The following is an 11,652-nucleotide window of genomic DNA, read 5'->3' on the forward strand; positions in this document are numbered from 1 at the left end:
GGCGTTGAACCGTGCGGCATTCCCTCTTTTCATCGAAGATCATTTTCTTATGCAAGATTTACCGAACATCGATTTCACCCAGCGTTTCCTCTTCGACGAGAACGATGCGCGCGGCGAACTGGTCGGCCTGGACCAAAGCTACGCCGAAGTGCTGGCCCGCCATCCCTATCCTGCGCCGGTCGCGCGCCTGCTGGGCGAGCTGATGGCGGCGGCGGCCTTGCTGGTCGGTACCCTCAAGTTCGACGGCCTGCTGATCCTGCAGGCGCGCTCCAGCGGTGCGGTGCCGTTGCTGATGGTCGAGTGCTCCAGCGAGCGTGAGCTGCGCGGCATCGCCCGCTACGACGAAGACCTGATCGGCGACGACAATGCCGGCCTGCAAGAACTGATGCCCGACGGCTCGCTGGCGCTGACCATCGACCCGCGCCAGGGCAAGCGTTACCAGGGCATCGTTGATCTGGACGGCGCCGACCTCTCGGAAAGCCTGTCCAACTACTTCGTGATGTCCGAGCAACTGGGTACCCGCTTCTGGCTCAAGGCCGACGGCCAGCGCGCGCGCGGCCTGCTGCTGCAACAACTGCCTGTGGCGCGTATTCCCGACGCCGACGAGCGTGCCGCCAGTTGGGAGCACGTGGTGACCCTGGCCGACACCCTGAGCACCGAAGAACTGCTGAGCCTGGACAACGAAACCCTGCTGCACCGCCTCTACCACCAGGACCCGGTGCGCCTGTTCGATATTCAGCCGATCTGCTTTCGTTGCAGCTGCTCGCGTGAGCGTTCGGGCAACGCGCTAGTCAGCCTGGGCCTGGAAGATGCCCAACTGCTGGTGGCCGAGCATGGCGGGTCTGTAGAAGTCGATTGTCAGTTCTGCAACGAGCGCTATCTGTTCGACAGCACCGATGTCGCCCAGCTGTTCGCAGGCGGCGGCGTCGACACGCCATCCAGCACTCGCCACTGATTCCTTATTGCTTTGCCGCTGATTGAACCCTCGCACTACGGTAATACTGTTCTGACAGGAGGGTTCTATCATTTCCGGGCATTTCTGGCATAATCCGGCCCACTTTTGGCTGTAGTAGTGGTTGTTTTTTTACTACAAAACCGTTTGGAGCACTCGGCCTCAGGCCGACGGGGACCCTCATGACGCAAACCAACAACGCTGTGTACACCGACCTGAGCATCGACGACCTGGTCAAGGAAGCCCTTGCCCGTGGCGAAGGCGAACTTGCCGACACTGGCGCCCTGGTGGTGAGAACCGGCCATCGTACCGGCCGTTCTCCGGTGGATCGTTTCATTGTTGAAGAAGCCGGCACTCAGGACGCCATCGCCTGGGGCCCGATCAACCGCAAGTTCCCGGCCGACAAGTTCGACGCCCTGTGGGACCGCGTCGGCGCCTATCTGGCCGAACGCGAGCGTTTTGTCTCCCACGTGCATGTCGGTTCCGACCCTGCTCACTACCTGCCGGTCAAGATGACCACCGAGACCGCCTGGCACAACCTGTTCGGCCGTTGCCTGTTCATCAATCCCGAGACCTACAACGAAGGCGCCAAGGACGAGTGGCAGATCTTCAACGCGCCATGGTTCGTCTGCGAGCCTGAGCGTGACGGCACCAACTCCGACGGCACCGTGATCATCAACTTCGCCGCCAAGAAAGTGCTGATCGCAGGCATGCGTTACGCCGGCGAAATGAAGAAAGCGATGTTCTCGGTACAAAACTTCCTGCTGCCTGCCGTCGACGTGCTGCCAATGCACTGCGCCGCCAACATGGGCGAAGAAGGCGACGTCACCCTGTTCTTCGGTCTGTCGGGCACCGGCAAGACCACCCTGTCGGCCGATGAAAGCCGTTACCTGATCGGTGATGACGAACACGGCTGGGGCGAAGGCGTGGTGTTCAACATCGAAGGCGGTTGCTATGCCAAGTGCATCGACCTGTCCGAGAAGAACGAGCCTGTGATCTGGAAAGCCATCCAGCACGGCGCCGTACTGGAAAACGTCGTACTGGACCCGGCCACCAAGCAAGCCGACTACGCCGACGACAGCCTGACCCAGAACAGCCGCGCGGCCTACCCACGCGAACTGATCGAAAAACGCGCGCCGAAAAACCTCGGCGGCGAGCCAAACGCTGTGATCTTCCTGACCTGCGACCTGACCGGCGTCCTGCCGCCTGTGTCGATCCTCAGCGAAGAACAAGCGGCTTACCACTTCCTGTCGGGTTACACCGCACTGGTCGGTTCGACTGAAATGGGCTCGGGCCCAGGCATCAAGTCGACCTTCTCCACCTGCTTCGGCGCACCGTTCTTCCCACGTCCTGCGGGCGTTTACGCAGAACTGCTGATCAAGCGTATCCGTGGCTTCAACTCCAAGGTCTACCTGGTCAACACCGGCTGGACCGGCGGTGGCTACGGCGTCGGCAAGCGCTTCAACATCCCGACCACCCGTGGCGTGATCGCAGCGATCCAGAGCGGCGCGCTGATCGGTGCCGAGACCGAGCACCTGGACATCATCAACCTGGACGTGCCGAAAGCCGTTCCGGGCGTCGACACCGTTCTGCTCAACCCACGCAACACCTGGGAAGACAAAGCGGCCTACGACGCAGCGGCCAAAGGCCTGGCTGGCCTGTTCACCGAGAACTTCAAGAAGTTCGACGTGAGCGACGCCATCAAGGCAGCCGGTCCACAGCTGTAATTTCAGCTGGCTGAAAAAAACCGCTCTTCGGAGCGGTTTTTTATTGGGTGCGACAGCGGTGGCCTGGCAGGCCAAACGGGCGTTGTAATTAAACAACCTGCGCCAGACAGGCCTGTAAACACGCAGGCCAGCTTCATCTTGTCGACTCCCCGACCTGTCTGGAACAATGCCCGGCACTCATTCAGCGAGCCCTGAGGACAGCCTCTTGCACACTTCTGTGATTTACATCCAGCGCTTCGAACCGGCCGACCAGGCAGGCGTCATCGAAGTAATCGTGCCGATCCAGCGTGAAGAGTTCGGCATCGCCATCACCGCCGATGATCAACCGGACCTTAAAGCCATTCCCGATTTCTACCAGCACGGCACCGGGGATTTCTGGGTCGCCCGGCAGGGCAAAACAGTGGTTGGCACCATTGGCCTGAAAGACATCGGTAACGGCCAGGCGGCGCTGCGCAAGATGTTCGTCGCAGCGGCCTTTCGCGGCCGCGAATATGGCGTGGCCGCGCAACTGCTGGGCCGTCTGCTCGAAGACGCCAGAAGCAAAGGCGTCCGGGAGATCCTGCTCGGCACCACCGACAAATTCCTCGCGGCTCATCGCTTCTATGAAAAGCACGGCTTTATCGAAGTGCCCAAGGCTGATCTGCCGGCCAGCTTTCCGCTGATGGCGGTGGACAGCAAGTTCTATATTTTGCAGCTGGATCAGCCAATGGATTGACCCGCTAAGGCTTTGAGAACATTTTCAGGATCATTGTGAATGGCTTTGAGCAGTGCTCGGGCAGGGCCTGCCGGTTCTCTACGCCCTTGTTCCCAGTTGCGCAACGTACCCACCTGAACGTCAATCATCGCAGCGAATCTTGCCTGCGACAGGCCTGTCGATTGGCGGATCCCTTTTACTTGCAGGGCATCTACCGTGAATTCGCGCGAGGGCTGACGCTCGCCACGAACGATTTCATCCATCTGCTGAACGCTCTCCATCAGATCTTCAAAAAACTTGCTCATGGTTGACTCCATCTCTCGATCATGACCTTCAATGACTTGCGTTCGTCAGCGGTCAGATCATGTTTTTCACTTTTTTGATAAATCATGAGCATCGCGATTTGCGAGGCTGACACGAAGTGGTAGTAAATCACTCTCGCGCCACCGCGTTTCCCATGACCACTCGATGCAATTCGAATTTTACGGACACCGCCTGTACCTTCAATTACGACTCCCCTTGCTGGATTTTTTACTAACTCTTCAAGCAGGGAGCTGTAGGCGTCTTCTTCAAGCAGCTCTTTTACGCGCTTGGTAAACACTGGTGTCTCGATGAAAATCATGGTCGAGTGTACGCCTCTGACGCACTATTTAAAATGTCGTCTGAGTGAGAGGGATGTATTCAGTTTCTTGGCTGCAAAGCACTGACTACCTGAGTGAGGGCGCCACTTTAAGAGGGTTCGGCCAAGGTAAAAATGAGACGACGCGCTACTTTCTGTGGGGGAATTCTCTTTTTTGATACGCATTCCTCTTGAGGTGGATTTTTCCTTCCTCAATCCGGTCCTACTCCTTCAAACCCTGACCGGGCACCTTCGATCAAAAAAGGACCATACGATGTTGGTAAAAAGGAACTGGGCGGCGCTGATTCTGGGCCTGTGCATGACAACCGGCGCGCTGGCCGAAACCGAAGCGCCGCGTCCGCCGGTTGGCGATCGGGTTGTCGCTTACTCGGGCACGCAAGGCGTGAAGGTCTGGACGCTGCGTTATGACGAGCGCTCGGCCAATCAGGCGCTGGTCGAGATCAATGGCGTCGATGCCGACTGGAACAAACGTATTCAGAAGATGAGCGTCGCCAAGACCAGCAAGGATACCCGCTACTCCACCGAAGTCGACGGCAAGCCGTACGTGGCGATGATCATCCAGGGCAATCACGGCGAGCTGTATGTGCCCGGCGAGCCGCAGATGATTTCGCTGAGCTATGACGAAGCGCTGTCCAGCGAGGGCAATGCCCAGCACTTTCTGACCGATTACTTGCAGCAGCCTGCCAAGTAACCACGCTTTAGCCCAGCGCCTGGGTGATCACGGCAAACGGCCGCACACCTGGTTTCGGCTGAGGGATGCGGCCGTTGCTCATCGAGACGGTGTGGTCGACCTGGCTCAGGCCTGCGCTTGGCAGCCAGTCGGCCAGCCCGGTGTCGCCGAGAATGTCGATGCGCACGAACGCGCCCGGGACGCTGGCCAGCAAGCGGCCAATCAGGTGCCGTGCCTGATCGGTGTTTTGCGCGATCACAGGCCCCAGGCACAGGCCGCGGCCAAAGGTGCGCAACAGGGCGAAAGCCTGCAATCGAGCGTCGCGCTCAATCACCAGCGCATGGCGAATATCCGGCTTTAGCGCGTCAAGCACCGCGTTGCGCACCAGGCCGCTGCCGGCATTGGCCAGCGCCAGCACGGCGGGCCAGTCCGTTTCATGCACATCGCGGCATGTCTCGCTCGCTTGCAGCGCCGGCCAGGCAGGCCGCTGCGCCGGCCCCTGAAACTGGCTCACTTCGCCAAACGCGGTAAAGCCCATGCGCGTGTACAGTGGCACGCCTTCTGGCGTGGCATTGAGGATGGCCGTGCGCGGTGCGGCGCCGGCCACGGCCTGTTGCATCAAGCGTCGGCCCAGCCCCTGGCCTTGCCAGTGCGGATCAATGATCACCAGGCCAATGCTCGAAAAATCGCCCTGATGGCAGGCAAAGGCGCTGCCGATCACCTGGCCGTCATGCTCGGCAACAAAACCCTGCGCCACGCGCTGCAGCAAGGCCCAGTCTTGCAGGCGGTGCGGCCAGTTCAATGCTTGCGACAACGCATGCGCTTGCTCAAGGTCGGCGAGGGTCATGGGACGTACGGCTACAGCAGCAGGCATGGTTGATTTCTTCTAGCATGGGCAATTGTTTTCAATGACTCAGGAGCCGCCATGAGCGTTCTACGCCCCAAGTTCATCACCTTCGACTGCTACGGCACCTTGACCCGCTTTCACATGAGCCCGATGACCCGCGAGCTGTTTGCCGACCGGGTAACGGTGTCGCGCATGGACGCCTTTATCAAGGATTTTGCCGCCTACCGGCTCGATCAGGTCAAGGGTGACTGGATACCTTACGACCAGATCATCAAGCAAGCCCTGGCCCGCACCTGCAAGCGCTGGGGCATCGAGTACCGTGGCGAAGGCCAGGCGCTGTATGACGCCATACCCGAGTGGGGCCCGCACCCGGATGTGCCGGCGGGCCTGGCCAGGATTGCCGACAGGATCCCGCTGGTGATCTTCTCCAACGCCAGCGACAGCCAGATTCTGTTCAACGTCGAAAAACTCGGCGCACCGTTCCACAAGGTCTTCACCGCCGAACAGGCCCGCGCCTACAAGCCGCGCCTGGCAGCCTTCGAATACATGCTCGACAACCTCGGCTGCGGCCCGCAAGACATCCTGCATGTGTCGTCCAGCTTTCGCTACGACCTGTTCCCGGCCCATGACATGAACATCACCCACAAGGTGTTCGTCGCCCGTGGGCATGAACAGCCGGCCAACAGCGTTTACGGCTACCGGCAGATCAGCGATATCGGCGGCTTGCCGGGGTTAGTGGGGTTGTAAGTACGGGAGGTCAGGTACGGTCGCGCAGACGCTTTTCCAGGCGCTCGAGCTCAGCTAGCTCATGGAGGTCAGCTTCTTTGGATTCAACGCTACGACGCTGTCGATCGAACTGCTCGTAGCGCTCATGAGCCTGTTCTTTCATTTGCTCATGACTGATGCTGCCGGCCGAACTCAACAGTGGCTGCTCATTGAAAGCCATGAATTTGTCGATGTACTGCCTCCAGTCGCTTAATTGCAAATGCTCGCGTTGCCGTGCGCGTAACTCGGCGAAATCCAGGAACAAGCTGACCAGCCGGTTGAGCTGATCCAACTCTTCGGCATTAAGATAGTTCTTGGCCACCACCACATCAGCCTTGCGTACACGCGAACCTTTGAAGCTCTGCAGATTCATGTTCGGTGCGTTGGCATCGCTGCGTTCGACGATCAGTTCGGCTGCCGTACGCCCGGTAACGGCGAAAAACAGTTTGTTCTGAACTTCGGCAAACAGTTGTGTGGTGTCCTGTTCATTGGCCCGGTAATCCTCGGTCAGGGCCAAAAGATCACGTACTTTCTGGTAGAAGCGTTTTTCCGATGCGCGTATGTCGCGAATACGCTCAAGCAGCTCATCGAAGTAGTCCCAACGAGGTTCCTTGAGTCGCGCATCGTCCATCACAAACCCTTTGTGCAAATATTCGCTGAGGGTGCGCGTTGCCCATTTGCGAAATTGGGTGCCACGGGTGGAGCGTACCCGATAGCCGACGGCGATAATCATGGGAAGTGCGTAGAGTTGGGTCAGATAATCCTTGCCATCAGCGGCAGTTGTAAACTTCTGGTTTACAACTGCCGCTGTAATCAATTCGCCATCAGCGATCACCGCTTGGACGTGTTTGCCGATATTCTGCTTGCTGGTCTGATACAACTCAGCCATTTCCAGCTGTGTCAGCCAGATCTGCCCTTGCATCTGACGCAAGGTGAGCTGCGCCAGACCGTCCTCGGTGCTGTAGAGAATCAGTTCATTGGCCATGCTCAAGTCAAGATCTCCTAGCCATCGGTCTGTGGATCGTCATATTACTGCCAGTGATGCGCTACAGCACGATAGCTATGTACCGCAATGTCTTTGTCCATGGCCTCTTCCATAATTCATAGCACCTTGCCATGCTCAACCTTGCGCGATGCACTATGCTCGCCATTCTGCTCCAGCTGTTACGTCGCTGAACCACTGCGCAATAGACGCAGGCCTTGTTTCCGGTTGATCGCAGGGAGTGCACTGATGAATTCGGCTCCACGTTTTCACGAACATTACTGCAAGGCTGACCGCATCATGCTCAGCCTGATCTGGTTGTCGTTTCTCACGGCGTTGGGGCTGGCTTTCTGGTACGACACGTTCGGTCAGGCCATCGTCGTGGGCGGTGGCACGGCGCTGGTGCTCAGTGCGTTGTACCGCAGCAGTGCCGGCAGCCGCCTGACGCGCTGTGGCTTTGCTGTCGGCCTGATGATCATGGCGGCGTTGCACATCAACCAGGCGCGCGGAATGATCGAGATTCACTTCGGCATCTTCGTGCTGCTCGCGGTGCTGACCTTTTATCGTGACTGGTTGCCGATCCTGATCGCGGCGCTGGTGATCGCGGTTCATCACGTGACCTTCCATGCCCTGCATAACGCCGGTTTTCCGGTGTACGTCATGCACCACGGCGGCGGCTGGGGCGTGGTGGTGGTGCATGCCCTGTATGTCGTGGTCGAAACGGCGATTCTCATGTACCTCGCCTGGCACAACCAGGCCGAGGCTGTGGAAAACCAGGACATGCTCGACAAGATGCTGGCGACCGCCTCGCGGCTGACCACCGGGGATTCCGGTGAGTCGCGCAACCGCCTGCACGTGCCGCTGGTGCAGCGTTTCGAAAGCTTCTTGCAGCAAATCACCGGGCTGGTCGACGGCGTGGTGCGCGACACCCGTGGCCTGGGCAAGCTGGGCAACGATCTGGCCCAGGCCAGTACCACGCTGGAAACCGGTGCCCGTCAGCAACTGGCCCAGATTGCTCAGGTGACCGACGCCATGCAACTGATGGGCGAGGGCATGCGGCAAATTTCCAGCCATGTTGCCCAGGCCGTGGAACAGGCCAGCGCCGCCCATGAGCAGGTCACCCATGGCCGCGCCAGTGTCGAGCGGGCGCAAGAGGAAATCGGCCGGCTGGCGGCGTCGATCAATCTCACCGACGAGACCGTGCAGTCGCTGGCCAGTCAGTCCGAGCAGATCGGCAAGGTGCTGGAAGTGATCAGCAGCATTGCCGACCAGACCAACCTGCTGGCCCTCAATGCGGCCATCGAAGCCGCGCGTGCCGGCGAGCAGGGCCGGGGTTTTGCCGTGGTCGCCGATGAGGTGCGCAACCTGGCCCAGCGTACCGCCGTGTCGACCCGGGAAATCCATACCATCATCGATGCCTTGCAACAGGGCAGTCGCCAGGCCGCCACGGCCATGCATGACAGCCGCGAGGGCGTCGGCCGCTGCGTGCAGGACAGCCAGCGCGCCTCGGCCTCACTCAAGGCGGTGGGCACCGGCATCGGTTCGATCACCGAGCTTAACGGGCGCATCGCCGCGACCACCGATGAGCATTCCTGCCTCAATCAAACCATCGCCGAGCAGTTGGGATCGGTACAGAGCATCGCCGAACACACCGCGGCCAACATCGAAGTCCTGGCCCAGAGCAGCCAGCGCCTGCCGCCATTGGCCATGCGCCTGGAGACGCTGGGGCAGACCTTCCACCGTTAGGTTTCAGGGTGGTCGATGAACGCGGCAACCATGGCGTCGATGACCATTTTTACCCGCGCGGTGTGCCGCAAGTCCTGATGGGTCACCAGCCAGACCTCGTAGGGCAGCGGCTCGCGCTGAGGCCACACCGGTTGTAGCCCGGCGTTAAGGGCGAGCGGCATGGGCAACTCGCCGATACCGAGGCCGGCGGCGAGCGCCTGGCGGACCATCAGCCCAGAGGTGCAGGTCATCGCGATGCGCCCGTGGGTGATCGGTTCGCCGCTCAAGGTCACTTCCCGGCCACTGTCCAGATACGGTTGATACACCACCAGGTCGTGGCCGGCGAATGCGCTGCCCGGCTCCGGCGTGCCCCGCGCCTGAAGGTAATCGGCAGAGGCAAACAGCGCGCTGCCCCAGCGCACGATGCGCCGCGCCACCAGGTCGGGGTTTTGCGGCTTGATCGGGCGCACCGCAATGTCGGCTTCGCGCTTGGTCAGGTCCATGACTTGCGGCGAGGTCTGTAATTGCACCTCGATACCAGGATGCACCTGATGCAAACGTGCCAGCGCGGCAATGATGAAGTCGCTGGCGAACGAGTCGGTGGTGGTTACCCGCACCACGCCGCTCATGCGCTGGTCCATGCCCATGATGCGCCGCTGCAGGTCGGCAGTGGCCGCCTCCATGGCCAGCGCCGTGGTCTGCGCCGCTTCGCCGGCCGGCGTCAGGCTGTAGCCGCCGCTGATACGCAGAAACAGCGTGGCGCCCAGTGCCTGTTCCAGCGAAGTCAGGCGCCGGCCGACGGTGGCCTGATCCACCGCCAGCACCCGTGCCGCCCCCCGCAGGGTGTGCTCGCGGCACAGGGCCAGAAAGATGCGCGCATCGTCCCAATTCATGGGGTTTTCTCCTGATGCAAATTTGCAGATAAAGCGTTGAAAATCGCTGCATTATTTCATCGAAAGCCAGCGGTATGATCGTCTCATTACGTTAATTGGTTGCCTGCGGGCAAGAGGCTGTCATGCACTCATCCACCACTCATCACGCTGCACAAGGGCCCTTATGGTTACCGATCTGGGCCGGGCTGTGCGCCAGCCTGGTCGGCATCGGCCTGGCCCGTTTTGCCTACACGCCGCTGATTCCGGCGCTGATCGAGGCGCACTGGTTTTCTGCATCTGCGGTGGTGTATCTGGGCGCCGCTAACCTCGCCGGTTACCTGATCGGCGCGCTGGCCGGTCGCCCGTTGGCGGCCAGGTGGTCGAGTACCACCGTGTTGCGGGCCATGATGGTGCTGGTCACGCTGGCGTTCTTTGCCTGTGCGCTGCCGCTGTCGGTGGTCTGGTTCTTCGCCTGGCGGCTGATGTCCGGCATTGCCGGCGGGATCATCATGGTCCTGGCGGCCAGCACCATCCTGCCGCATGTGGCGCCGCAACGCCGGGGCCTGGCCAGTGGCGCGATCTTTCTCGGCATCGGTGTCGGCATTGCCGGCGCCGGTTCGCTGGTGCCGTGGCTGTTGTCCTTTGGCTTGGCGCAGACCTGGATCGGGCTGGGCATCGTGGCCTTGTTGCTGAGCCTGAGCAGTTGGTCCGGCTGGCCACAAGAGCCTGCGCACAGCGAAACCCATGCCCGGCCTGCCAGCGCGGCGGCCGCCTCTCGCACCCCGACCAACGTCAAAGTGCTGTTCGCGCAATACGCGCTGATGGCCGCCTCGCTGGTCGCGCCGATGATGTTCCTGGTCGACTACATCAGCCGTGGCCTGGGTGCCGGCACGCACAGCGCGGCGGTGATCTGGTCGCTGTACGGCGTCGGCGCGATTCTGGGGCCGGTGTTGTACGGGCTGCTGGCTGACCGGCTCGGCGCGCGCCGGGGCATTCGTCTGGTGTTGCTGGCGCAGCTGGTCGCGCTGGGCGTCTTGCTCAATAGCACCGGGTTGCACTGGCTGGGCGCTGCGGCGCTGGTGATCGGCTCGTTCCCGCCGGGCATCGTGCCGCTGGCCCTGGCGCGGGTACACCAACTGGTGCCTGGCCATCAGGCACAGAACGCCACCTGGAGCCGTGCCACCGTGTCGTTCGCCAGCTTTCAGGCGCTGGCAGGGTATGGCTACTCGGCGCTGTTCGCCTTCAGCGGCGGCCACTACAGCACGCTGTTCGGCGTGGCCACGGCTGCCATCGTCCTGGCCTTGCTGATCGATTTTCTGTCAAAGCCTGCGCCATGAGGCGGGCTGCTTGATCACCCATGGGCCTGGGCCGGTCAGGGCGATGCTGGCAAACAACACGATGAACAGCCAGCCGAACTGGCCTTGCTCCAGGCTCCAGTCCGGATGCACCACCAACAGCGCCACCAGCAACAGAAACAGAATCGGCACACAGGCCAGGCGCGTGGCGATGCCGAGGATGATCAGCAACGGGCACAGAATCTGCGCGAACAGCGCCGCCAGCAACGTGATGTGTGGGCCCAGGCCCAAAGGGTCGTCGATATTCTGCAGCTCGTTGCTCCAGTTGAGCAGTTTCGGCAGACCGTGCAGCTTGAACATCAGCAACGCGGCACTGACGCGCATGAACAACAGGCCAGGGGCCAGAGATCGTGTGGGAAACATGGCAGGCGCTCATGAGTGAATGAGCGCTGGACTATGGCGGTGAGCGGCGGGGCAATGATT

The 11,652-nt window shown here is 60.9% G+C and carries 13 protein-coding genes; 7 read left to right on the forward strand and 6 right to left on the reverse strand.

Annotated elements, in window-relative coordinates; genetic code table 11:
- The first annotated feature begins 49 nt into the window (after positions 1 to 49).
- The 3 genes from hslO to ACYAS9_RS07210 all read left to right on the forward strand — a co-directional run bounded on the left by hslO (position 50) and on the right by ACYAS9_RS07210 (position 3,394).
- Positions 50 to 955: an Hsp33 family molecular chaperone HslO gene (gene hslO, locus ACYAS9_RS07200; RefSeq protein WP_463567627.1), complete on the forward strand. Its 906-nt coding sequence runs from the start codon at positions 50 to 52 to the stop codon at positions 953 to 955.
- A gap of 179 nt (positions 956 to 1,134) precedes the next feature.
- A complete protein-coding gene (locus ACYAS9_RS07205) occupies positions 1,135 to 2,679 on the forward strand; it encodes a phosphoenolpyruvate carboxykinase (protein ID WP_463567628.1) in 1,545 nt (514 codons plus the stop codon).
- A 205-nt stretch (positions 2,680 to 2,884) separates the two neighbouring features.
- Complete coding sequence (locus ACYAS9_RS07210) at positions 2,885 to 3,394, forward strand: GNAT family N-acetyltransferase (protein ID WP_463567629.1); 510 nt, start codon at positions 2,885 to 2,887, stop codon at positions 3,392 to 3,394.
- Here ACYAS9_RS07210 and ACYAS9_RS07215 read toward each other — a convergent pair.
- Complete coding sequence (locus ACYAS9_RS07215) at positions 3,379 to 3,678, reverse strand: helix-turn-helix domain-containing protein (protein ID WP_463567630.1); 300 nt, start codon at positions 3,676 to 3,678, stop codon at positions 3,379 to 3,381. The genes ACYAS9_RS07210 and ACYAS9_RS07215 overlap by 16 nt on opposite strands.
- Positions 3,675 to 3,995 (reverse strand): type II toxin-antitoxin system RelE/ParE family toxin, encoded by a 321-nt coding sequence (locus ACYAS9_RS07220; protein ID WP_463567631.1) that lies wholly within the window; start codon positions 3,993 to 3,995, stop codon positions 3,675 to 3,677. The genes ACYAS9_RS07215 and ACYAS9_RS07220 overlap by 4 nt, the downstream gene beginning before the upstream one ends.
- A 271-nt stretch (positions 3,996 to 4,266) precedes the next feature.
- Between ACYAS9_RS07220 and ACYAS9_RS07225 the strand changes: the two genes are divergently transcribed.
- Positions 4,267 to 4,704, forward strand: a complete 438-nt coding sequence (locus ACYAS9_RS07225) for a hypothetical protein (RefSeq protein WP_463567632.1) — start codon at positions 4,267 to 4,269, stop codon at positions 4,702 to 4,704.
- A 7-nt stretch (positions 4,705 to 4,711) separates the two neighbouring features.
- Here ACYAS9_RS07225 and ACYAS9_RS07230 read toward each other — a convergent pair whose 3' ends face one another.
- Positions 4,712 to 5,557 (reverse strand): GNAT family N-acetyltransferase, encoded by an 846-nt coding sequence (locus ACYAS9_RS07230; RefSeq protein WP_463567633.1) that lies wholly within the window; start codon positions 5,555 to 5,557, stop codon positions 4,712 to 4,714.
- A 51-nt stretch (positions 5,558 to 5,608) separates the two neighbouring features.
- On the opposite strand from ACYAS9_RS07230, the gene ACYAS9_RS07235 reads away from it, so the two are divergent.
- On the forward strand, positions 5,609 to 6,277 hold the full coding sequence (locus ACYAS9_RS07235) for a haloacid dehalogenase type II (RefSeq protein WP_463567634.1): 669 nt from the start codon (positions 5,609 to 5,611) through the stop codon (positions 6,275 to 6,277).
- 10 nt (positions 6,278 to 6,287) lie between these two features.
- On the opposite strand, the gene ACYAS9_RS07240 is transcribed toward ACYAS9_RS07235, so the two are convergent.
- A complete protein-coding gene (locus ACYAS9_RS07240) occupies positions 6,288 to 7,280 on the reverse strand; it encodes a virulence RhuM family protein (protein ID WP_463567635.1) in 993 nt (330 codons plus the stop codon).
- A gap of 246 nt (positions 7,281 to 7,526) precedes the next feature.
- Here ACYAS9_RS07240 and ACYAS9_RS07245 point away from each other — a divergent pair, with 246 nt between their 5' ends.
- A complete protein-coding gene (locus ACYAS9_RS07245; protein WP_463567636.1) occupies positions 7,527 to 9,023 on the forward strand; it encodes a methyl-accepting chemotaxis protein in 1,497 nt (498 codons plus the stop codon).
- On the opposite strand, the gene ACYAS9_RS07250 is transcribed toward ACYAS9_RS07245, so the two are convergent.
- Positions 9,020 to 9,895 (reverse strand): LysR family transcriptional regulator, encoded by an 876-nt coding sequence (locus ACYAS9_RS07250; RefSeq protein ID WP_463567637.1) that lies wholly within the window; start codon positions 9,893 to 9,895, stop codon positions 9,020 to 9,022. The two genes, ACYAS9_RS07245 and ACYAS9_RS07250, sit on opposite strands and share 4 nt — an antisense overlap.
- A gap of 122 nt (positions 9,896 to 10,017) precedes the next feature.
- Between ACYAS9_RS07250 and ACYAS9_RS07255 the strand changes: the two genes are divergently transcribed.
- On the forward strand, positions 10,018 to 11,211 hold the full coding sequence (locus ACYAS9_RS07255; protein ID WP_463567638.1) for a YbfB/YjiJ family MFS transporter: 1,194 nt from the start codon (positions 10,018 to 10,020) through the stop codon (positions 11,209 to 11,211).
- Here ACYAS9_RS07255 and ACYAS9_RS07260 read toward each other — a convergent pair.
- Positions 11,194 to 11,592, reverse strand: coding sequence for a DoxX family protein (locus ACYAS9_RS07260; protein ID WP_463567639.1), 399 nt, complete (start codon positions 11,590 to 11,592; stop codon positions 11,194 to 11,196). The two genes, ACYAS9_RS07255 and ACYAS9_RS07260, sit on opposite strands and share 18 nt — an antisense overlap.
- Between the last annotated feature and the right edge of the window lie 60 nt (positions 11,593 to 11,652).

This window comes from Pseudomonas sp. HP_08, assembly GCF_055284095.1.